The organism is Mesorhizobium sp. WSM3860 (genome assembly GCF_002294995.1).
Classification (GTDB): domain Bacteria; phylum Pseudomonadota; class Alphaproteobacteria; order Rhizobiales; family Rhizobiaceae; genus Mesorhizobium.
This window is the reverse complement of sequence record NZ_NSGF01000002.1, coordinates 61,725-83,465: the sequence shown is the minus strand read 5'-3', so window position 1 is coordinate 83,465 and position 21,741 is coordinate 61,725. Positions and strand designations below refer to the sequence as shown.

Below are 21,741 nucleotides of genomic sequence, written 5' to 3'. Positions count from 1 at the left end.
GGCGGGCATGCTTGGCAAGGTTTGGGCCAAGGGGCATGGCGCTGGCCATGCCCCCAATATCAAGTGGACGTGTCAGTTCGACTGCGTGGCGCCGCCATAGATGTCGAAGTCGAAGTATTTCTTCGAGATCTCATCGTACTTGCCGTTGGCGCGGATCGCCTTGATGCCGGCGTTGATCTTTTCCTTGAGCGCGGTGTCTTCCTTGCGCACGCCGGCGCCGACGCCCGGTCCCAGCACTTCGTCGTCCGGCGCGACCATGCCCTTCAGATCGCAGCAGGCCTTGCCCTGGTCCGTCTTGAGGAATTCGCCGAGCGCGATGGAGTCGGCCTGCACCGCATCGAGGCGGCCGGCGGCGAGATCGTTGTTGGCCTCGTCCTGCGTCTGGTATTCCTTGATCTCCTGCGCGCCGGTGAAGTGCTTCTTGGCGTAGACGGCATGCACGGTCGACACCTGAACGCCGATCACCTTGCCTTTGAGATCGTCCGGCGTGGCGCCGAACTTCTGGTCCTTCGGCCCGATGATTGCTGTCGGCGTGTTGTAATACTTATCCGAGAAGTCGATCGTCTTCTTGCGCTCGTCGGTGATCGACATCGACGAGACGATGAGGTCGATCTTCTTGGTGGTGAGCGCCGGAATGATGCCGTCCCAGGCAACGGGCGTGATGACGCAGTCGAGCTTCTCCTCGGCGCAGACGGCGTCGATGAAGTCGATCTCCCAGCCGACCCACTTGCCCGTCGCATCCGGCGAGGTGAATGGCGGATAAGGCTCGGCGGCGACGCCGATCTTGACCTGATCGGCCTTGGCCACGCCCATCGCGGCGACACCGAACAGCAGCGCCGCGGCGAAGGTCTTGAGAACAGTCTTCATTTCAGGACTCCCAGTTTGTTGTCGTTCCCGGTTTTCGCTCCGCTTGACGCCTGCCCTAGCCGACATTGCGGAGGAATTGCTTGAGCCTTTCGGATTTCGGCGCGCCGAACAGCTGTTCCGGCGGGCCTTCTTCCTCGACCAGCCCGTTGTAGAGGTAGACAACATGCGTCGCGACCTCGCGGGCGAACTTCATTTCATGCGTCACCAGCACCATGGTGCGCCCCTCGCGCGCCAGGTCGCCGATCACCTTCAGCACCTCGCCGACCAGCTCCGGATCGAGCGCGGAGGTCGGCTCGTCGAACAGCATGACGCGCGGATTGATCGCCAGCGCCCTGGCGATCGCGGCACGCTGCTGCTGGCCGCCCGACAGGAATGCCGGGTAGACGTCGCGCTTCTCCGCCAGCCCGACGCGGGCGAGCAGCTTCTCGGCCTGGGCGATCGCCTCGTCGCGCTTGAGGCCAAGCACGTGCACCGGAACCTCAATGACGTTCTCGATCAGCGTCATGTGGCTCCACAGGTTGAAGTTCTGGAACACCATGCCGAGTCTCGAGCGGATGCGCTCGATCTGCTTGCGGTCGGCAGGAACCGTATGGCCGTGGCTGTCGGCCTTCAGCTTGATCTCCTCGCCATTGACGCGGATGATGCCGCTGGTCGGGTTTTCCAGGCAGTTGATGCAGCGCAGCAGCGTCGACTTGCCGGAGCCCGAGCCGCCGATGATGGCGATCACCTCGCCGTCGCGCGCCGACAGCGAAACGCCCTTCAGCACATGCAGCTGGCCGAACTTTTTATGCAGGTTCTCGACATGGATGGCTTCGGCGGCGCCGCTCTGCGCTTGGCCGGCTGGGACTGCGGCGGCTTCCACCGCGCTCACCGGGTGACCTCTATAGGGGCGACGGCAGTTCGTCGAACGTCCATCCGGCTCATCAACATACGCTATACTGTCCCGCTCCTCACTTCAGCATGGACCCGGCAGCGCGAGCCCGTCAATCCCGTTCATTACGGCACTTGCAGCCTTGTTGCGCAAGTGTATAAATAGCCTTTCATGAAATTTTTTCGGTTTTTTTCATCTAAAAAGGGCATTGATGAGCGCTTTCGGATCACAATCCATGGCGGCGCCGCTGCGGCGCGTGCTCATGCGGTCGGCGGCGAACGCCATGCGCGAGGCCGACAGAGCTCAATGGCACTATGGCCCGGGGTTCAACCCGGCGAAGGCAGCGTCGCAGCACGCGGCCCTTGCTGGACTGGTAGCGGCTTCCGGCGCCGAAATCGAATGGATCGAGGACAAGGCGGACGGCCTTTCGGATTCGGTGTTCACGCATGATCCATCGCTGATGACCGACCGCGGTGCGCTGATCCTGTCCATGGGCAAGCCATTGCGCGCCAGGGAGCCCTCCCTGCATGAGGAAACCTACAGAAGACTGGGCATTCCGATCCTCGGCCGCGTCGAAGCTCCTGGCCAGGTCGAAGGTGGTGATTGCGTATGGGTGGATGCCCGCACGCTGGCAATCGGGCGCGGGGTCCGCTCCAACCAGGAAGGCATCCAGCAGGTTTCCAACCTGCTGACGCCGCTGGGCATTTCCGTCTACGGTTTCGATCTGCCTTTGTGGCAGGGCGAAGAGGCGTGCCTGCATCTGATGTCGGTGATCAGCCCGCTGGCCGACGACCTCGCACTGGTTTATTCACCGCTTTTGCCGGCCCCCTTTTATCAGATGCTGAAGGCGCGCGGCATCAGGCTGGTCGAAGGCGACGCCGGAGAATTCGCCGCTTCCAACGGCCTCAGCCTGAACGTGCTGCCGACCAGCCCGCACAAGGTCATTGCCGTTGCGGGCTTTCCCAAGACCAAAGCCGCGATGGAGGCGGCCGGCTGCACGGTTGAGATTTTCGAGGCGGATGCGCTCTGCATCGCCTGTGAAGGCGGGCCGACATGCCTGACACGGCCGATCCTGCGCCAATGACTGTGCGCCGCAAGTTCCGTCGCGAGGGCGAGGAGCGGCGGCGGCAGGATCTGATCGAAGCGACCCTGGACTGCGTGGCGGAATATGGCCTCCAAGGCGCCACTTTGCGCACCATCGCGTTGCGCGCCGGCGTCACCGCCGGGCTGATCCGGCACTATTTCCCCGGCAAGGAAGAATTGCTGCAGGAGGCCTATACGGCGCTGGTCGGCCGCATGACCGAGCAGGCGAAAGCAGCATTGGTCATGGAAGAGGCGTCGCCGCGCCAACGCCTTGCGGCTTTCGTCACCGCCAATCTCAACGCGCCGATCATCGACCAGCGGGTGTTTTCGCTCTGGGCGACCTTCATCGGCCGTGCCAGTGCGGATCCGACGCTCGCCCGCGCCCACCGCGAAGGCTATCTTGGCTTTCGCAACGAGGTGGAAGCGGTCGTGGCCGAGGTGCTCGCCGCCGAACAGCGCAAACCGGACGCAAGTCAGCTGCGCCGTCACGCCATCGCCATCAATGCGATCATCGACGGGCTTTGGATCGAAGGCTGCCTGGCCGGTGAGATGTTCTCGCCCGGCGAATTGGCGGCGATTGGCATCAAGGCTGTCGAGGCCGAACTCGGCCTCGCGCCGCTAGAGCCGGAGATTTCAGGTCGAATCGGCCTGAAATCTGAATCCGGCTCTAAATCAAAGAGATAGAGCATGATGTCGTCCGAAACCGCTTCACACTTTTCGGCATCATGCTCTCGCAATTCCGGGAAAAGTGAGAAGCGGTTTTTCGGCGGGAATTGCGTAACGAACAAAGAGATAGAGCGGATCACTGTTTCCGTTGAACAGTGACCCGCTCTAAAGGGAGGAAACCAATGACCACGCTCGGCGAAGCGCTCATAAACTTGCTCGAGGCGCATGGCGTCGACACCGTCTTCGGCATTCCGGGCGTCCATACGGTCGAGCTTTATCGCGGCCTGGCGCGCTCGAAGATCCGCCACATCACGCCGCGCCATGAGCAGGGCGCCGGCTTCATGGCCGACGGCTACGCCCGCGCCAGCGGCCGGCCGGGCGTCGCTTTCGTCATCACCGGACCCGGGCTGACCAACACCATCACCGCCATGGGCCAGGCGCGCGCCGATTCGGTGCCGATGCTGGTGATCTCCGGGGTCAACGCCACGGATACGCTCGGCAAGGGTTTGGGTTTCCTGCACGAATTGCCGGACCAGCGCGGCATGATGGAGAAGGTGGCGCTGTCTGCTGAGCGTGTCACCGAGGCCGAGGAACTGCCGGGTGCGCTCGCCCGCGCCTTCGCCGTCTTCTCCTCGTCGAGGCCGGGTCCGGTTCACATCGAGATCCCGACAAACGTCATGGTGAAGCCCGCCGAGGGGCTCGCGCCGGTGCTCGGCAACGCCGCGCCGCCTGCTCCTGACGCGGCAGCTGTTGCGGAGGCTGCGAGGTTGATCAAGGCGGCTCGCCGTCCGCTGATTCTTGCCGGCGGCGGTGCCAAGAAAGCCGACGCGGCGCTGACGCGCTTCGCCGAAGCGCTCGGCGCCCCGGTCGTCGAGACCGCCAATGCGCGCGGCCTGCTGCATCGCCACCCGCTCTTGGTGCCGGCAAGCCCAAGCCTGAAGGCGGTGCGCGCGCTGATGGCGGACGCCGATCTGGTGATCGCCGCCGGCACCGAATTCGGCCCCACCGACTATGACGGCTATGGCGATGGCGGCTTCGTGCTGCCGCCGAAGCTCATCCGCATCGATATCGGCGCCGACCAGCTCGCGCGCCGCCCGGTGACGGTTGGCATCCACGCCGATTGTGCCGAGGCGCTTTCTGCCCTGCTGGCTGCACTCGGCCCCGTTCGTGTCGCCGCGAAAGACGGCCAAGCCCGCGCGGCCGCAGGACGAGAGGCCGCGCTGGCGGAGCTGCGGCCGGACTACCTGGCGCAGCTGCGCGCGGTGGAGACGATCCGCGATGCGCTGCCCGGCGCCATCATCGTCGGCGACTCGACCCAGCCGATCTATGCCGCCAATCTCTATTACGACCACGACCGTCCGGCTGGATGGTTCAATGCCGCGACCGGTTTCGGCGCGCTGGGCTACGGTCCGCCGGCAGCGATCGGTGCTGCCCTTTCCGTGCCCGAAGCGCCGGTCGTGTGCCTCACCGGCGACGGCGGCTTCCAGTTCACCTTGCCGGAGCTGGGCGCGGCGCTGGATGCCGAGGCGCCGGTGATCTTCGTCGTCTGGAACAATCGCGGTTATCGCGAGATCGAAACCTCGATGCTTGATGTCGGCGTCGAGCCGGTCGGCGTGTCGCCGGCACCACCGGATTTCTGCAAGCTCGCCGAGGCCTACGGCATCGAAGCCGAGCGGCTGACAGGGGTCGATGTCCTGGCCGGTGCGCTGAAGCGCGCGCGAGCGGCCGGCAAGCCGCGGGTTATAGAAATCACCGTCGATTGAAGGTCCTGGCGACCGTCTCATCCAGCCGAGACGCAGTCGGGTGACGTCAGGCGGCTGCGTCTCGACGCATGCAAAGACGGGACGCCTGCCATGTCGATATTTCAATTGAGTGACAACGCGAAAGGCGCGACGTTCGAGGCTGGGGGCGGCATAATCATAAGAACACGACAGGAGCAGTCGAAATATGACGGAAACGCTTAACGGCAGGCATGTCGTGGTGACGGGCGGCACTGGGGCGCTCGGCGGCGCGGTTGTCGGCAGGTTGCTGGAGCAGGGCGCGATTTGCCACGTGCCCAATGCGCATGCCGCGGCTCCGCCGCATTTTCCCTACGCGGCTCACGCCAGCGTCCATCTGGCGCACAATGTCGACCTGTCGGACTCCGCCAAGGTCGAGGCCTTCTACCATCAGGTTCCGGAGCTTTGGGCTTCGATCCATCTCGCCGGCGGTTTCACCATGGCGCCGGTGGAAAAGATCGAGTCGGCATCCTTTGCCGAGATGATGGACACCAATGCCCGGACCACCTTCCTTTGCAGCCGCGCCGCGGTGCGCTCGATGCTGGCGTCGGGCACCGCGGGGCGCATCGTCAACGTCAGCGCGCGCGCCGGGCTTGATCCCAGGCGCGGCGCCGGAATGGTCGCCTATGCCGCGAGCAAGGCGGCGGTCGCCGCGATGACGCAGGCGATGGCCGAGGAGCTGAAGCACAAGGGCATCTTGGTCAATGCGGTCGCGCCCTCGACGCTCGACACGCCCGCCACCCGCGCCGACATGCCCGACGCCGATTTCACCAAATGGGTCAGCCTCGAAGCCGCCGCCGAGGCGATCGCCTATCTTGCCTCGCCCGCCAATCAGGCGATGAGCGGCACGCTGGTGCCGCTCTACGGGCGAGCCTGATCTCACAGATCAAAGTGCAATGAAAACCCCGCCGGATCGCTCCGGCGGGGTTTTTGCTTTTGGTAAAGGAAGGAGCTTAGTTGCCCTGCTTCTTCAGCGCCGCGCCCAGGATGTCTCCCAGCGAAGCGCCGGAGTCGGTCGAGCCGTACTGGGCGACTGCTTCCTTCTCTTCGGCGATTTCCAGCGCCTTGATCGAGACCTGCAGCTTGCGGGTCTTCTTGTCGAAGGCGATGACGCGGGCGTCGACCTTCTGGCCGACGGTGAAGCGCTCGGGGCGCTGCTCGTCGCGGTCACGGGAAAGGTCCGAACGCTTGATGAAGGTCTCGAGGCCGCTGTCGACCAGCCGCACTTCCAGACCGCCATCCTTCACCGCGGTGACCTCGCAGGTGACGACGGCGTTCTTGCGCAGCTCACCGCTGCTCGCCGCCTCGCCGACCGTGTCGCGGGCCAGCTGCTTGATGCCGAGCGAGATGCGCTCCTTGTCGATGTCGACGTCGAGCACCTGCGCCTTGACCATGTCGCCGCGATTGTACTCTTCGATGACCTGCTCGCCCGGACGGGTCCAGTCGAGGTCGGAGAGGTGCACCATGCCGTCCACGTCGCCTTCGAGGCCGATGAACAGGCCGAACTCGGTCTTGTTCTTGACCTCGCCCTCGACCTGGCTGCCGACCGGATGGTTGCGCGCGAAGGCTTCCCACGGGTTCTCCAGCGTCTGCTTGAGACCGAGCGAGATGCGGCGCTTGGCCGGATCGACCTCGAGCACCACCACGTCGACTTCCTGCGTCGTCGACAGGATCTTGCCGGGGTGCACGTTCTTCTTCGTCCACGACATTTCCGAAACGTGGATGAGGCCCTCGATGCCCGGCTCCAGCTCGACGAACGCGCCGTAGTCGGTGATGTTGGTGACGGTGCCCTTGATCTTCTTGCCGATCGGGAACTTGGTGCCGATATCCGACCACGGATCGCTCTCGAGCTGCTTCATGCCGAGCGAGATGCGGTGGGTTTCCTGGTTGATGCGGATGATCTGCACCTTGACCGTCTGGCCGATGTTGAGGATCTCGGTCGGATGGTTGACGCGGCGCCATGCCATGTCGGTGACGTGCAGCAGGCCGTCGATGCCGCCGAGGTCGACGAACGCACCGTAGTCGGTGATGTTCTTGACCACGCCTTCGACCACCTGGCCTTCCTCGAGGTTCTGCACGATCTCCGAACGCTGTTCGGCGCGGCTCTCCTCGAGCACGGTGCGGCGCGACACCACGATGTTGCCGCGGCGGCGGTCCATCTTGAGGATCTCGAAGGGCTGCGGGTTGTGCATCAGCGGCGAGACGTCGCGGATCGGACGGATGTCGACCTGGCTGCGCGGCAGGAACGCCACGGCGCCGTCGAGATCGACGGTGAAGCCGCCCTTGACCTGGTTGAAGATGACGCCCTCGACGCGCTCACCCTTGGTGAACTTCTCTTCGAGGCGCACCCAGCTCTCCTCGCGGCGGGCCTTCTCGCGCGACAGCATGGCCTCGCCAAGCGCGTTCTCGATGCGCTCGACATAGACCTCGACGGTGTCGCCGACCTTGAGGGAGGAGTCCTTGCCCTTGGCGCCGAATTCCTTCAGCGGCACGCGGCCTTCGACCTTGAGGCCGACGTCGATGATGGCCATGTCCTTTTCGATCGCGGTGATCGTGCCCCGGACAACCTGGCCCTCGCCGGAATGGCCGGCGGTGAATGATTCTTCGAGCATGCTCGCGAAATCATCGCGAGTGGGATTTGCAGCTGACATTGTTTCTCCTGGAATGCCTCGCACAACAAGCGAAGCGGGCGCCGTGGGTTAGCGTTGCGTGAGCCTGCCGGCGTTCCGGGCTGAAGAGCCCTCGGCCGCTTACGCGGCAAGTCCGGCGCATAGAGAATGCTGGCAGGCTGGTTCGTGCCCGATATGGGTATTTTCATCGCCTCCGGCAACGGAAAACACGAGGAAAACCCGGATCAGGCCTTGTTTCTCTTGGCCAGCAGTCTTTGATGACTAGCCATGGTCGCCAGAAACGAGGCCTCTATAGCCATTTCGCCGGTGTCAGGCAAGTGCGCGTCGCCGCGGTGCGCCTGCTCCGCCCAAAAGTTTTGCGATTACGCGTTCGCGGTTGCAGTTCTTTTTGCCGACATGGATGGTCACGGGGAGGATCACTATGCAGTCAAGCGCCACTTTCAACATCTTCCTGCCAGTTGCGCTCGTCATCATCATGCTGGGGCTTGGCCTGTCGCTCAAGCTCCAGGACTTCTTGCAGGTGGTGCTGCGACCGAAGGCCCTCCTTGTGGCTCTTATCGTGCAGATACTGGTTCTTCCCGTCCTTTGCTTCGGCATTGTGTCGGTTTCGGCTTTGCCGCCTGCCATGGCGGTCGGCATGATGCTGCTCGCGGCCAGTCCCGGCGCCCCGTCCGCGGTTCTCTTCACCCACCTTGCCAAGGGCGATACGGCGCTCAGCCTGACGCTGACGGCGATCAGCTCAATGGTGGCGCTGGTGTCGGTGCCATTGATCACCAATTTTTCGCTGCTGCATTTCTATGGCGCCGGGCACGTCATCCCGCTGCCGATCGAGAAATTCCTGCAGTTCTTTGCCGTTGTGCTTGTCCCGGTCTCGATCGGAGTTGCCGTCCGGCACCGCTACACGGCCTTGGCCGAGCGCCTGGAGGGCCCCGTCAAGCTACTGGCGACGCTTTTTCTTGCGGCGGTCGTTATTTTTGCCGTCGTCGATCAGCGGCAGGTCATCGTGACCTGGGGGCCTGTTGTCGGCTTTGCCGCCTTTGCCTTCAACGTGATGAGCATGGCGCTCGGCTACGCCGTTCCGTCGCTGCTGCGCCTGGAAAGGCGGCAGGCGGTCGCCATCACCATGGCAACGGCCATCCACAACGCCGCGTTCGTCATAGCCTTGGCGCTTAGCGAATATCTGCTCAACAATGCCGAAATGGCGATCCCGCCAGCGCTTTACGCCTTGATTGCCTATGTCACCGCCGCGGTTTTCGTAGCCGTCCTGAGCAGGTCAGGCAGACATGCGATCGAAGGTACGATCAGGTCGTGACAGCCAAGCTCAGGCGAGGTCTTTCGCGGCCATGGCGCGGTCGACGATTGCCATGGCCGCCAGAAACGCGGACTCGATTGTCATGTCGCTGGTGTCGAGCAAGTGCGCGTCCGCCGCCGGCTTGAGCGGAGAGTCGGCACGGCCCATATCGCGCTCGTCGCGGCGCTCGATGTCGGCGAGGATCGTGGCGAAATCGGCGCTGCCTCCCATGCTTTCGATCTCGGCCAGCCGGCGACTTGCCCGCACCTCGGCGCTTGCCGTGACGTAGAGCTTGATGTCGGCGTCCGGACACACGACCGTGCCGATGTCGCGGCCATCGAGCACCGCGCCTGGCGGCGCCTTGGCGAACTGGCGCTGCTTCTCGACCAGGATACGCCGGACTGACGGAATGACGGCGACCTTTGAGGCGGCCTCGCCCACCGCATGCGCCGAAAGCACCGTGCGATCTAGGCTGGTGAGGTCGACCTGGCGCGCCGCGGTTTCCGCCGCCGAGACATTGTCGAGCGGCAGGCCGAGCTCGAGCAGCCTATGGGCGACGGCGCGATAGGTAAGCCCGGTGTCGAGCAGGTTCAGCCGGTAATGATCGGCGAGCCGGCGGGCGAGCGTGCCCTTGCCGGCGCCTGCGGGGCCGTCGATGGCGATGGTGAAGGTGTGGGTCATGGGTCGGCCGACGTAGTCGAAGAGCGCGATGAATATGACAAGCGCCGCGATCCTTCACACCCCCCTCTGTCCTGCCGGACATCTCCCCCGCAAGGGGGGAGATTGGCAGTTCCGATGCCGGCGCCTTCCATCCGGCGTTGGAGATTGGCGAAGGCCTGCGCGACATCTGATCTCCCCCCTTGCGGGGGAGATGTCCGGCAGGACAGAGGGGGGTGCTGTCCCGCCCGCATTTCAGTTTGGCCCCAATGCATCGCCCGTCACTCGATCTCCGCGCCCAGCCCCTTCATCAGCCCCATGAACTCCGGAAAGCTCGTCGCGATCATGTTGGCGTCGTCGATCGTCACCGGCTTCTCGGTGGCGAGTCCCATCACCAGAAAACTCATGGCGATGCGATGGTCGAGATGGGTCTTCACCGCCGTATCCGGGCCGTTGGGGTGAGCGCCCAGCCCCTTGCCGCCCGGCCTGCCGCGCACGGCGAGCGAGGCTTCGCCCTCGCTGCAGTCGACGCCGTTGAGCTTCAGCCCGTTGGCGACAGCCGACAGCCGGTCGGATTCCTTGACGCGCAATTCCTCGAGACCCTGCATCAGCGTCTCGCCTTCGGCGAAGCTCGCGGCGACCGCCAGCACCGGATATTCGTCGATCATCGACGGCGCCCGCTCCGGCGGCACCACGACGCCCTTGAGGTCGGAGGAGCGCACGCGCAGGTCCGCCACATCCTCGCCGCCGGCATTGCGCGGGTTGAGGATGTCGATGCGACCGCCCATCTCCTGCAATGTGAGGAGCAGCCCGGTCCGGGTCGGATTCATAAGCACGTTCTCGATGACAATGTCGGAGCCCGGCACGATGAGCGCCGCCACCAGCGGGAAGCCGGCGGAGGACGGGTCGCCGGGCACGGCGATGGTCTGCCCCGTCAGCTTGCCCTGGCCCTCGACGAAGATGTGGCGCGCGCCGCGCTCGTCGGTCTCGACGGTGAGGTTGGCGCCAAAGCCTTTCAGCATCTTTTCGGTGTGATCGCGCGTCATCACCGGCTCGATTACGGTGGTGATGCCCGGCGTATTGAGGCCGGCAAGCAGCACCGCCGACTTCACCTGTGCCGAGGCCATCGGCACGCGATAGGTGATGGGCGCGGCGTGTTTCGGACCGCGCAGCGTGATCGGCATGCGGTCGCCGGGGGCCGCGTTCAGCACCTGCACGCCCATCTGGCGCAGCGGCTCCAGCACCCGGCCCATCGGCCGGCCGGAAAGCGAGGCGTCGCCGATGAAGGTCGTCTCCATGTCGTAGGTGCCGACCAGGCCCATGGTGAGCCGCGAGCCGGTGCCGGCATTGCCGAAATCGAGCGGGCCTTCCGGCTCGAGCAACGCGCCGTTGCCGGTGCCGCGGATCACCCATTCGGCGTCCCTCTTTTCGATATGCGCGCCCATCGCCTTCATGGCCGCGCCCGTGCGCATCACGTCCTCGCCTTCCAGCAGGCCGGTGATGCGCGTCTCGCCGGAGGCGAGGCCGCCGAACATGAAAGAGCGGTGCGAGATCGACTTGTCGCCCGGCACCCGCGCCGTGCCGGCAAGGGCAGGGGATTTGCGGGCCGTAGCCGGCTTTGGGGCGGCAGCGTGAGACATTGTCTTTTCCAAATGCGGTGCCGGCGGGCCGGCTCAATTCGTCATGTTGCGGCGGTCTCGTATCACGGCGCGCCGCAATGGTCATCCCCTCACGCGGGCCTTCGAATGCAAGGTTTTGCGATGCCGGCTTTTGGCTTTGACAGCGCGGAAAACTGCGGTTAAGGGGACCATTCTTTTTTTGACGAGGCCTGACGTGGCAAAAGCTGAACTTGGCACCAAGCGTGTCGACCCGGAAACGGGTCGGAAATTCTACGATCTGAACAAGGACCCGATCGTCTCGCCCTATACCGGCAAGAGCTATCCGCGCTCCTATTTCGACGAAGGCAAGATTTCCGCGATCGAGGACGATGAGGACGTCGCCGACAAGGAAATCGACTCCGAGGAAGAAGAAGGCGCCGAAGTCGTCTCGCTCGAGGAAGCCGATGACGAGGCCAAGGGCGGCGGCGACGATCTGCCCGATCTCGGCGACGACGAGGAGGATGTCGATCTCGGTGACGATGACGATGACACCTTCCTTGCCGACGAGGAGGAAGAGGACGATGACGTTTCCGATATGATCGGCGTCGGCGACGACGAGGACGAGGTCTGATTCCGGGCCTTGCGCGAATGTTTGCCGGCCATTTTGGCCTGTGACGAAAAAGCGGCTTTTCAAGGCTTGATCTTGACCGAAGGCGGCGCTAGAAGCCGCCAGCACTAAACGACGGCGCGGCGTCCAAGCGCGCCGGATCTCTTCGCCGGAAACGGCGCCGGCTGACTGCCGGGAGTGGGGCCATAGCTCAGTTGGGAGAGCGCTTGAATGGCATTCAAGAGGTCGTCGGTTCGATTCCGATTGGCTCCACCAAACAGTCTTTCTTTGATGCTCGGTTTCGCGGCATTGGCGCTCGTCGCTTGTGAATCGGTATCCGAGGCCCCGCCTCCTCCTCCTCAACCTGGACCGGCTGCCGTCGCGGCTCCCGCTGCCCCGGACACTGCGGTGCTCGACCAAACCGTGGCGATCACGCCTCCCGGCAAAAGTGTCCCCGCCAGATATGCGGCTTTTTCAGGCATATGGGCCGGACGGCTGGATGGCACGTTTGAAGGCAAGCTGGCCGTGCTGACGGTTTCACCGGGCGGGCAGGTGACGGTCAGCTACGCGTGGGGCGATATGGCCGACAACAAGCCGGGGATCGCGGACGGCGCCGGCAGGATTGTCGGGAACACATTGAAGCTTGGGCGCCTGCCGAACGGCGCAGACATCACGTTTACGAGGCAGCCTGACGGAACGCTGGCCGGCACCTACACGCTTGCCGGCCAGACCTATAGGGGCCAGTTCGCCAAGCAATAGCGGCGGGCGGTCGCGTCGCCTTCGGCCGTGCCGGCCGGTCTCGAATCGGCTATGGCTTTCCCATGCAGGAGACATCCCTCTACACCCCGGTGAAGGGGTTTCTCGAGAGCCTCGACTTCACCGTCAAAGGCGAGGTCGGCGGCTGTGACATCGTCGGGCTGCGCGATGGCGAGCCGCCCGTGGTCGTCATCTGCGAGCTGAAGCTGCAGTTCAATCTCGAGCTCGTTCTGCAAGGTGTCGATCGGGCGGCGGCCTGCGACGAGGTCTGGCTTGCCGCCCGGATGTCGGCGCGCGGCAAAGGCCGCGAGCACGATCGACGTTTTCGCGCGCTCTGCCGCCGGCTCGGCTTCGGCCTGCTCGCGGTCGATGGAAGGGGCAAGGTCGAGCTGCTGCTCAGCCCGGCCGCCGTGCCGCCGCGGCGCGACCCGAGGCGGCGCTCGCGCCTGGTCGAGGAACATCACCGCCGCAAGGGCGATCCGTCCCTGGGCGGCAGCACGCGGCGAAAGCCGATCATGACCGCATACCGCCAGGAAGCGATTGCCTGCGCAGCAGCCATGGCCGATGGCCCGAAGCGGCCGCGCGATCTCAAGGCCCTTTCGTCGCGCGCGGCCAGCATCTTGCTGCACAATTATTATGGCTGGTTCGCCAGGGCCGAACGCGGCATATACGCGCTGACTGAAGCCGGCCAGGCGGCCGTGCAATCACATGGGATGGTTGAGAGCCCGTTGTAGCGAACGTTCATCGGCAAGACGGTGCTTCAGAAACGCTCGCGATAGTCGCGCGGGTTCGTCCCGAGGGCCCGCAGGAAGCCGCGTCGCATCGTCTCTTCCGAGCCGAAGCCGCAGCGGCGGGCAGCCTGGTTGACGGCCAGTCCCTGTTCCAGCACCCGTCGCGCCGCCTCGATGCGTATCTCTTCGACCGCGCGGGCGGGTGTCCGGCCGGTCGCCTCCCGGTAGTGCCGCGAAAAGCTGCGTGGGCTCATATTGGCGCGTTCGGCCAATGTCGTCAGCGAAAGGTCGCCGGCCAGATTGTCGAGGATCCAGCCATGCAGCCTGTCGAAGCGCTCGTCGCCATCCTGCAGCTTGAGGGTCTGGCTGAACTGCGCCTGGCCGCCGGGACGTTTCAGGAAGACGACGAGTTGGCGGGCCACTGCGAGCGCCATGCGCCGGCCGAGGTCGGCCTCGACGAAGGAAAGCGCCAGATCTATGCCCGCCGTCACGCCGGCGGACGTCCACACATTGCCGTCGCGAATGAAGATCGGGTCGGGCTCGAGCCGGACCGCCGGAAAGCGCCGGGCGAATTCCGCGCAGCGTCCCCAGTGGGTGACCGCGCGGCGGCCGTCGAGCAGGCCCGCCGTCGCCAGCAGGAAGGCGCCGCTGCAGACTGAAGCCGTTCGCATGGCGTCGCGCGAGCGGCCGATGATCCACTGGACAAGCTGGGGATCCTCGCAGGCCGCGTTGACGCCCCACCCGCCAGGCACGATCATCGTGTCGATCTCCAGCCCGCGCGTCGGCAGCACGGTGGTCTCCAGCACGAGGCCGGCCGATTGCCCGGAGTCAACCTGCGGAGATTTCCATGACCCTTCGTTTCGGCATCCTCGTGTTCCCCAATGTCCAACAGCTCGACCTCACTGGTCCGTACGAAGTCCTGGCATCGGCAAAGGGCGCCGAGGTGGAACTGATCTGGAAGGATCGCAATCCGGTGGTGTCGTCGACACGATTGTCCCTCAACCCGACGGCAACCTTCGACGACTGTCCGCCTCTCGATGTGCTGTGCGTTCCTGGCGGCGGGGGCGTCAACGGGCTGTTGGAGGACCAGGCAGTGCTCGACTTCGTGCGGCAGCGCGCGGCGCAGGCGCGCTATGTCACGTCGGTGTGCAGCGGCGCCCTGGTGCTCGGCGCTGCGGGATTGCTCAAGGGCAAGCGGGCGACGACGCACTGGTACGCACATGACTTCCTTACCGAGTTCGGGGCGCTGCCTGTCGACGAGCGCATCGTGGAGGACGGCAACCTGATCACCGCCGGTGGCGTGACCTCGGGGATCGATTTCGGCCTGGCGCTGGTCGCGAGGCTCCTCGGACGGGCCGAGGCCGAAACGGTGCAGCTCTCGCTCGAATATGCGCCGGCCCCTCCCTTCCGGTCGGGCACGCCCGCCGAGGCTCCACCGGCCGTGCTGGCGCAGGCGAAGGAGCGGCTCGCGGGTTCGCGGCGGGTCCGCGAGGAAATGTTTGCCCGCTGGCGCGGCGTTCGCGCGGCCACCACACCGGTGCGCATCCGCGGCTAGAGCAATTCCAGGAAAAGTGTGAAACGGTTTTCCGTCCGGAATTGCGTGAAAACAAAAGCATTCCAGGAAAAGTGTGAAACGGTTTTCCGCCCGGAATTGCGTCAAAACAAAAGATAGAGCGGTTTGCCGTCTCCCTGAAACGGTGAACCGGTCTAAGCCGATCGGACCAAATCGCACACTCCGCGCCGTTCGTTCTCTCTCGATTTTCGGCTGTTGACTCTCCATTCCGCCTGTGTAGAAATTGGTTGGACCATTGAACCACTTTGGGCCACGGCGTGACTGACCCTCTCCCGCCCATCCAGACCACGGCCCGTGATGACGCGGTGCTGAAGGCGTTGGCCGGCTTCGTGCGGCAGGAGGCGCTCGGTCCCGGTCAAAAACTGCCGACCGAGCGCATCCTGGCCGAACGCCTCAAGGTCAGCCGCAACACGGTGCGCGAGGCACTCACCCGTTGGGAAGGGCTGGGCCTCGTCGAACGGCGCCAGGGCAGCGGCACTTACCTCAAGGCGGCGGTCTCGCCCGACATGCTGCACATGCCGCTGACCCTTGCCGGCGGCAACGACTTCGCCGGCCTGATGCGCACGCTGGAGATCCGCCGCGCGCTGGAGGCCGAGGCCGCCGCTCTTTGCGCCGTCCGCGCAGGCAAGGCTGAGGTTGCCGAGATCGAGCGCAAGCTCGACATCATGGAAGAAGCCTTCCACAGCCGCGCCGGCATGTCCTCGGAGGAGGACTGGGAGTTCCACCAGTCGGTCTACCGCGCCTCCGGCAATCCGCTGTTCGAGCAGATCATCAGTGCCATGCACGAGCTGTTCCACCGCTTCTGGGAACATCCGCTCGGCGTGCGCGACTTCGGCCATGCCAGCTTTCCCTATCACCGCACCATCTTCGACTGCATCGCCGCGCACGACCCGGAGGGAGCCCGGGCCGAAGCGCTGAAGCTCATCGCTACTGTCGAAAACGACCTGAAGCGCGGCGCCGCCAACCTCAAACTTTTGGACCGCAGATGAACGAGCAGCTCGCCGCCTTCGACCCGGCCTCTTTGGCCAGCGACTATCTCGGCGAGGCCGCGACGCTTCTCGCGCATGACGATCCGTTCCCCGGCGGCGCGGTGGTGCCGCCGATCTACCAGACGTCGCTCTTCACCTTCGATAACTATGCCGACATGGCCGACACCTTTGCCGGCAGGCGAAGGCAGCCGATCTATTCGCGCGGCGACAATCCTACGGTGATGGAATTCGAGGCGCGCGTCGCGGCTTTGGAAGGTGCGGAAGCCGCGCGGGGCTTCTCCAGCGGCATGGCGGCGATCAGCGCCACCGTGCTCGCCTTCGTCGGCGCCGGCGAGCGGATGGTTGCCGTGCGCAACTGCTATGGCGACGCCTACCGTCTGTTCGAGCGCCTGTTCCCGCGCCTGCAAATCAAGGTCGACTATGTCGACGGCTCGGACCCCGATGCGGTGGCGGCAGCGCTTCCGGGCGCCAAGCTGCTCTACCTCGAAAGCCCGACCTCGATGATGTTCGAGCTGCAGGACATCGCCCATCTGACCCGGCTGGCGAAGGAACAGGGCATCGTCACCACCATCGACAATTCCTGGGCGACGCCCGTCTTCCAGAAGCCGATTTCCCATGGTGTCGATCTGGTGCTGCACTCGGCCTCGAAATATCTCGGCGGCCACAGCGACACCGTCGCCGGCGTCGTGGCGGGCTCGGCCGCGCATATCAAGCACATCAACGAGCAGACCTATTCGTCGCTTGGCGGCAAGCTCTCGCCTTTCGAGGGCTGGCTTCTGCTGCGCGGCCTGCGCACGCTGCCGCTGCGATTGCCGCATCATATGAAGAGCGGCCTCACCATAGCCGAGCGGCTGAAGGCGCATGGCAAGGTCGAGCGGGTCAACCATCCCGCCTATTCCAATCATCCCGGCAAGAAGACGCTTGCCGGCTATGCCGGGCTGTTCTCTTTCGAGGTCGCGGAGGACGTCGACATTCCGGCTTTCGTCGATGCGCTGAAGCTGTTCCGCATCGGTGTCAGCTGGGGCGGGCATGAAAGCCTGGTCGTGCCGGCCAAGGCCTCGCTCGAGCAGACGCCGGGCCTGAATTCGATGGCGCGATTCGGCGTCAGCCCCCGAACCATCCGCTTCAATGTCGGATTGGAAAATGTCGAGGATCTCTGGGCCGACATCGCCCAGGCCTTCGACAAGGCAAAAAAATAAGGTGTTCAAAATGGGAGTTCCGAACATGAAAAGACTGACAATCCTGCTTGCCGCCGCTGCCGGCCTGGCGATTTCCGCCGGGGCCGCGCTGGCCGATACGACCATCAAGATGGTCGAGGTCATCACCAGCCCGCCGCGCACCGAATTCCTGAAAAAGCAGCTCGCCGAATTCGAGCAGGCCAATCCCGGCATCAAGGTCGAGCTCGTCTCGCTGCCTTGGGGTCAGGCATTCGAAAAATTCCTGACCATGGTTCAGGCGGGCGACACGCCGGACGTCGTCGAGATGCCGGAGCGCTGGATGGGCCTCTATGCCAATAACGGCCAGCTCGAAGATCTTGGCCCGTACATGGCCAAGTGGGACGGCGCCAAGACGCTCGGCGACCGCGCCAAGCAATTCGGCTCGACCGTCAACAACACGCAGTTCATGATCCCTTACGGCTACTATGTGAACGCGTTGTTCTGGAACAAGAAGCTGTTCAAGGAAGCCGGCCTCGACCGTCCGCCGGAAACCCTCGACGAGTTCGTCGAGTTTTCCAAGAAAATCTCGGCCATTCCCGGCAAATATGGCTACTGCCTGCGCGGCGGCCCCGGCGCCTTCAACGGCATGCACATGTTCATGAACATCGCCGCCGGCAAGGGCGGCTACTTCACCGAGGACGGCACCTCGACAATCAATGACGAGGGTTCGGTCAAGGGGCTGCAGATGCTGGCCGACATGTACAAGAACGGCCTGGCGCCGAAGGATTCCGTGAGCTGGGGCTTCAACGAGACCGTGACCGGCTTCTATTCCGGCACCTGCGCCATGCTCAACCAGGATCCGGACGCGCTGCTCGGCATCGCCGATAAGATGAGTGCCGACGACTTTGCGGTCGCGCCGCTGCCCGTCGGCCCGAGTGGCAAATCCTATCCGACGCTGGGCTATGCCGGCTGGGCGATGTTCGCCAATTCGCAGCACAAGGACGAGGCCTGGAAGCTGATGGCGACGCTGCTGTCGCCCAAGGACAATCTGGAATGGGCCAAGGAAGTCGGCGTCGTCCCGATCCACAACGGCGCCGATCAGGACGCCCACTTCAAGACCGAGCAGTTCAAGGGCTGGTTCACCGAGCTCAACGACAGCTCCAAATACGAAATGGTGACGCCGCCGACGCATCTGGAAAACCTCGGCAACTTCGTCGACCAGGTGGCAATCAAGAACTTCCAGGAAGTGCTGCTTGGCCAGAAGCCAGCCAAGCAGGTGGCCGACGAGTGGGCGGCATTCCTGACCAAGGAGCAGCAGGCCTGGCTGGCGAAAAACAAGAAGTAACCCTTCTTCCTTCTCCCCGCTTGCGGGGAGAAGCTGTCACCCGATGCATGTCGCCCAAAAGTGCGTAGCGGTTTTTGGGACAACGACATGCACAGATAAGTGACGGATGACGGGCAGCGCCGGGTCCTGAAAGGTCGGCTCCGCCCCTCATCTGCCTGCCGGCATCTTCTCCCCGTATAGTGACGGGGGGAAGGACGCTGTCGCCAACGCTGGCCTCACCATCACCCGTAGAGCCAAATCCATGACCTACGCAGTGTCCGAAATCCGATCTACCGGCCGGCCGCGCAAGAAGCGGCTGAGCAAGGCCGCGATCGAGCCCTGGCTCTATCTTTCGCCGGCTATCGTCCTGCTGGTCGTGGTGCTCCTGGTGCCGCTGATCATTGGCATCAGCTATTCCTTCCGCAAATTCTCCGCCTTCAAATCGGAATATGTCGGGCTCGGCCAGTACCAGGCGATGCTCTCCGACGCGGTGCTCGGCCAGGCGCTGGTCAACACGCTGTGGTGGACGGTCGCCAGCCTGTTCTTCCAGTTCTTCCTCGGGCTTGGTCTGGCGTTGCTGCTCGACAAGCCCTTTTATGGCCGCAAGGTGGTGCAGGCCGTGGTGTTTCTGCCCTGGGCGGTGCCGTCCTTTCTTTCCGGCCTTACCTGGGCCTGGCTGTTCAACCCGATCATCGGGCCGCTGCCGCACTGGTTTTTCGCGCTCGGGCTCAAGGCCGAGCCGACCAACGTGCTTTCCGATCCGGCCACAGCCATGTGGGGGCCGATCGTCGCCAACATCTGGTTCGGCATTCCCTTCTTCGCCATCACGCTGCTTGCGGCGTTGAAGTCGATCCCATCGGAACTGCATGAGGCGGCAGCTATCGACGGCGCCTCGCCCTGGCAGCGCTTCACCAAGGTGACGCTGCCGTTCCTGGCGCCGACCATCGTCATCACCGTCATGCTGCGCACCATCTGGATCGCGACCTTCGCCGACCTGATCTTCGTCATGACCGAGGGTGGGCCTGCGGGCTCGACCAGCACGGTGCCGGTCTACATCTATGTCAGCGCCTTCAAGTCACTGGACAAAGGCTATGCGTCCGCAGTCGCGGTGCTGCTGCTGGTGCTGCTCATTGCCTATGCGGTTGGCCTGATCGCCGTCCGCCGCACGCTTGTGAGGCATGTCTGATGATCGCCGGCCGCTCCACCTCCTCGCGCATCGCCGGCGGCATCGGCCTCTACGCCGCGATCGCCGCCTATGTCATCTTCGCGCTGTTCCCGATCTTCTGGACGCTGAAGATCTCTGTGACGCCGGAGCGGCTGCTCTACTCCGAAGGCATAACCTTCTGGCCATCGGAAACGACGCTCAAGAACTTCGACACCGTGCTGGAGGCTTCCGACTTCCCGCGCTATTTCCTGAACAGCGTCATCGTCTCGGTGTCGACGGCGGCACTGGTCACCGTCATCGCCACGCTTGCCGGCTATGCGATGTCGCGCTTTACATTCCGCGGCAAGGCGACTTTGGCCATTTTGCTCTTGCTCACCCAGACTTTCCCGCTGGTCATGGTCATCCCGCCCATCTACCGCATCATGGGTGATCTCGGCCTGACCAACAGCCTGACCGGGCTGATCATCATCTACACCGCCTTCAACACCGCCTTCGCCACCTTCCTCATGCAATCCTTCTTCGACGGCATTCCGAAGGATCTCGAGGAGGCGGCGATGATCGACGGCTGCACCCGCGCTCAGGCGATGCGCAGGGTCATCGTGCCGCTCACCTTGCCCGGCATGGGTGCGACGCTCGGCTTCGTCTTCACTGCCGCTTGGAGCGAATTGCTGTTCGCGCTGATGCTGATCTCCAGCGACGAGCAGAAGACCTTTGCCGTCGGCCTGCTCACCTTCATCGGCAAGTTCGCCGTCGACTGGGGGCAGATGATGGCGGCCTCCATCCTGGCGCTGATCCCGGTCTGCATCTTCTTCGCCTTCCTGCAACGCTATCTCGTCACCGGCCTTACCGCCGGCGCTGTCAAAGGATAATCGATGGCTTCCGTCACGCTGCACCATGTCGAGAAGGACTATGGCGCGCTGCGCATCCTGCACGGCGTCGATCTCGAGATCGCCGACGGCGAGTTCGTTGTGCTGGTCGGCCCGTCCGGCTGCGGCAAGTCAACGCTGCTGCGCATGATTGCAGGCCTGGAGGAGGTCACCGGCGGCCAGATCCGCATTGGGGAGCGCCTGGTCAACGACGTCGCCCCGAAGGACCGCGACATCGCCATGGTGTTTCAATCCTACGCGCTTTATCCGCATATGGACGTCTCCTCGAACATGGGTTTCAGCCTGATGCTGAAGAAGGCCGAGAAGACGACGATCGACGGCAGGGTGGGCGCCGCCGCCAAGCGCCTGGGGCTGGAGACCTTTCTCGGCCGCCTGCCGCGCCAGCTCTCCGGCGGCCAGCGCCAGCGCGTTGCCATGGGCCGCGCCATCGTGCGCGATCCGAAAGTCTTCCTGTTCGACGAGCCGCTGTCGAACCTCGACGCCAAGCTGCGCGTCCACATGCGCGCCGAGATCAAGGCGTTGCACCAGCAGCTCAAGACGACGTCGGTCTATGTCACGCACGACCAGGTCGAGGCGATGACCATGGCCGACCGCATCGTCGTCATGCATGACGGCTATGTGCAGCAGGTCGGGCATCCGCTGGAGCTTTACGATCGTCCCGTCAACACTTTCGTCGCCGGGTTCATCGGCTCGCCCGGCATGAATTTCTTGCCGGCAAAGGTCGCTGACGGCGGCAAGGTCGATGCCGTTCTGGCCGACGGCCAGAAGCTGAGGCTGCCGGACGGCCTGCCGCTGAAGGAGGGCGATGCGCTGACCGTCGGGCTGCGGCCGGAACACATCCGGCTGGCTGACGACGGCCCGCTGAAAGGTGAGGTCGAGGTCGTCGAGCCGCTCGGCCTCTCGACGCAATTCTATGTCAGGCTGGCCAACCAGCAGGTCTGCGTCTTCGTCATGGGCCGCAGCAATGTCAAACCGGGCGACGCGATCCGGCTCGCCGCCGACCCAGCGGCGCTGCATCTGTTCGATCCGGCAAGCGGCAATCGCGTAGGGTAGGTCAGCGCCCTGACGCTTCGATCCTGCCGAGAGGTGAATTGCGGTTTTCGTCAGCCGC

Annotated in this window: 20 protein-coding genes, 1 tRNA gene and 2 pseudogenes; 16 read left to right on the top strand and 7 right to left on the bottom strand. The window is 64.3% G+C overall.

Going from position 1 to position 21,741, the window contains the following annotated elements:
- Window positions 1-72 precede the first annotated feature (72 nt).
- Both CK220_RS04325 and CK220_RS04320 read right to left on the bottom strand, forming a co-directional pair.
- Window positions 73-867: a transporter substrate-binding domain-containing protein gene (locus tag CK220_RS04325; protein WP_067324186.1), complete on the bottom strand. Its 795-nt coding sequence runs from the start codon at window positions 865-867 to the stop codon at window positions 73-75.
- Window positions 868-922: 55 nt separating this feature from the next.
- The gene (locus CK220_RS04320; protein WP_095810366.1) at window positions 923-1,738 is read right to left on the bottom strand and encodes an ABC transporter ATP-binding protein; all 816 of its coding nucleotides are present in this window, start codon (window positions 1,736-1,738) and stop codon (window positions 923-925) included.
- Between the two features lie 211 nt (window positions 1,739-1,949).
- Here CK220_RS04320 and CK220_RS04315 point away from each other — a divergent pair, with 211 nt between their 5' ends.
- From CK220_RS04315 to CK220_RS04300, 4 genes are all read left to right on the top strand, one after another.
- Complete coding sequence (locus CK220_RS04315; RefSeq protein ID WP_095810365.1) at window positions 1,950-2,822, top strand: dimethylarginine dimethylaminohydrolase family protein; 873 nt, start codon at window positions 1,950-1,952, stop codon at window positions 2,820-2,822.
- Entirely contained in the window at window positions 2,792-3,505 is a 714-nt protein-coding gene (locus tag CK220_RS04310) for a TetR family transcriptional regulator C-terminal domain-containing protein (RefSeq protein ID WP_095810364.1), read from the top strand. The genes CK220_RS04315 and CK220_RS04310 overlap by 31 nt, the downstream gene beginning before the upstream one ends.
- A gap of 164 nt (window positions 3,506-3,669) precedes the next feature.
- Window positions 3,670-5,250, top strand: a complete 1,581-nt coding sequence (locus CK220_RS04305) for a 5-guanidino-2-oxopentanoate decarboxylase (RefSeq protein WP_095810363.1) — start codon at window positions 3,670-3,672, stop codon at window positions 5,248-5,250.
- A gap of 184 nt (window positions 5,251-5,434) precedes the next feature.
- Window positions 5,435-6,142 (top strand): SDR family NAD(P)-dependent oxidoreductase, encoded by a 708-nt coding sequence (locus tag CK220_RS04300; protein WP_095810362.1) that lies wholly within the window; start codon window positions 5,435-5,437, stop codon window positions 6,140-6,142.
- A 76-nt stretch (window positions 6,143-6,218) separates the two neighbouring features.
- On the opposite strand, the gene rpsA is transcribed toward CK220_RS04300, so the two are convergent.
- Both rpsA and CK220_RS32335 read right to left on the bottom strand, forming a co-directional pair.
- On the bottom strand, window positions 6,219-7,916 hold the full coding sequence (gene rpsA / locus CK220_RS04295; protein WP_095810361.1) for a 30S ribosomal protein S1: 1,698 nt from the start codon (window positions 7,914-7,916) through the stop codon (window positions 6,219-6,221).
- 203 nt (window positions 7,917-8,119) lie between these two features.
- Window positions 8,120-8,221 (bottom strand): annotated as a pseudogene (locus tag CK220_RS32335) (cytidylate kinase); the annotation flags it as partial.
- Window positions 8,222-8,316: 95 nt separating this feature from the next.
- On the opposite strand from CK220_RS32335, the gene CK220_RS04290 reads away from it, so the two are divergent.
- A complete protein-coding gene (locus CK220_RS04290) occupies window positions 8,317-9,207 on the top strand; it encodes a bile acid:sodium symporter family protein (RefSeq protein WP_095810360.1) in 891 nt (296 codons plus the stop codon).
- Window positions 9,208-9,216: 9 nt separating this feature from the next.
- Here CK220_RS04290 and cmk read toward each other — a convergent pair whose 3' ends face one another.
- Window positions 9,217-9,867, bottom strand: coding sequence for a (d)CMP kinase (gene cmk, locus CK220_RS04285; protein WP_095810359.1), 651 nt, complete (start codon window positions 9,865-9,867; stop codon window positions 9,217-9,219).
- A gap of 257 nt (window positions 9,868-10,124) precedes the next feature.
- Entirely contained in the window at window positions 10,125-11,483 is a 1,359-nt protein-coding gene (aroA, locus tag CK220_RS04275; protein WP_095810358.1) for a 3-phosphoshikimate 1-carboxyvinyltransferase, read from the bottom strand.
- 193 nt (window positions 11,484-11,676) lie between these two features.
- On the opposite strand from aroA, the gene CK220_RS04270 reads away from it, so the two are divergent.
- The 4 genes from CK220_RS04270 to CK220_RS04255 all read left to right on the top strand — a co-directional run bounded on the left by CK220_RS04270 (window position 11,677) and on the right by CK220_RS04255 (window position 13,538).
- Window positions 11,677-12,072 (top strand): TIGR02300 family protein, encoded by a 396-nt coding sequence (locus CK220_RS04270; RefSeq protein WP_095810357.1) that lies wholly within the window; start codon window positions 11,677-11,679, stop codon window positions 12,070-12,072.
- 176 nt (window positions 12,073-12,248) lie between these two features.
- Window positions 12,249-12,324 (top strand) — tRNA-Ala (locus tag CK220_RS04265).
- Between the two features lie 132 nt (window positions 12,325-12,456).
- A complete protein-coding gene (locus tag CK220_RS04260) occupies window positions 12,457-12,807 on the top strand; it encodes a hypothetical protein (protein WP_245428970.1) in 351 nt (116 codons plus the stop codon).
- A gap of 62 nt (window positions 12,808-12,869) precedes the next feature.
- Complete coding sequence (locus CK220_RS04255) at window positions 12,870-13,538, top strand: DUF2161 family putative PD-(D/E)XK-type phosphodiesterase (RefSeq protein ID WP_095810356.1); 669 nt, start codon at window positions 12,870-12,872, stop codon at window positions 13,536-13,538.
- Between the two features lie 26 nt (window positions 13,539-13,564).
- Here CK220_RS04255 and CK220_RS04250 read toward each other — a convergent pair.
- Window positions 13,565-14,302 (bottom strand): annotated as a pseudogene (locus CK220_RS04250) (helix-turn-helix domain-containing protein); the annotation flags it as partial.
- 80 nt (window positions 14,303-14,382) lie between these two features.
- Between CK220_RS04250 and CK220_RS04245 the strand changes: the two are divergent.
- The 7 genes from CK220_RS04245 to ugpC all read left to right on the top strand — a co-directional run bounded on the left by CK220_RS04245 (window position 14,383) and on the right by ugpC (window position 21,683).
- Window positions 14,383-15,090, top strand: a complete 708-nt coding sequence (locus CK220_RS04245; protein WP_095810354.1) for a DJ-1/PfpI family protein — start codon at window positions 14,383-14,385, stop codon at window positions 15,088-15,090.
- Between the two features lie 275 nt (window positions 15,091-15,365).
- Window positions 15,366-16,097 carry a FadR/GntR family transcriptional regulator gene (locus CK220_RS04240; RefSeq protein WP_095810713.1) on the top strand — a complete coding sequence of 244 codons (732 nt, stop codon included), beginning with the start codon at window positions 15,366-15,368 and terminating at the stop codon, window positions 16,095-16,097.
- On the top strand, window positions 16,094-17,296 hold the full coding sequence (locus CK220_RS04235) for a PLP-dependent transferase (RefSeq protein ID WP_095810353.1): 1,203 nt from the start codon (window positions 16,094-16,096) through the stop codon (window positions 17,294-17,296). Before CK220_RS04240 ends, CK220_RS04235 begins: the two co-directional genes overlap by 4 nt.
- A gap of 25 nt (window positions 17,297-17,321) precedes the next feature.
- Window positions 17,322-18,599: a sugar ABC transporter substrate-binding protein gene (locus tag CK220_RS04230; protein WP_095810712.1), complete on the top strand. Its 1,278-nt coding sequence runs from the start codon at window positions 17,322-17,324 to the stop codon at window positions 18,597-18,599.
- A gap of 241 nt (window positions 18,600-18,840) precedes the next feature.
- Window positions 18,841-19,764 carry a sugar ABC transporter permease gene (locus CK220_RS04225; protein ID WP_095810352.1) on the top strand — a complete coding sequence of 308 codons (924 nt, stop codon included), beginning with the start codon at window positions 18,841-18,843 and terminating at the stop codon, window positions 19,762-19,764.
- Window positions 19,764-20,612 (top strand): carbohydrate ABC transporter permease, encoded by an 849-nt coding sequence (locus tag CK220_RS04220; protein WP_095810351.1) that lies wholly within the window; start codon window positions 19,764-19,766, stop codon window positions 20,610-20,612. The genes CK220_RS04225 and CK220_RS04220 overlap by 1 nt, the downstream gene beginning before the upstream one ends.
- 3 nt (window positions 20,613-20,615) lie before the next feature.
- Window positions 20,616-21,683 carry a sn-glycerol-3-phosphate ABC transporter ATP-binding protein UgpC gene (gene ugpC, locus CK220_RS04215; RefSeq protein WP_095810350.1) on the top strand — a complete coding sequence of 356 codons (1,068 nt, stop codon included), beginning with the start codon at window positions 20,616-20,618 and terminating at the stop codon, window positions 21,681-21,683.
- Window positions 21,684-21,741: the final 58 nt, after the last annotated feature.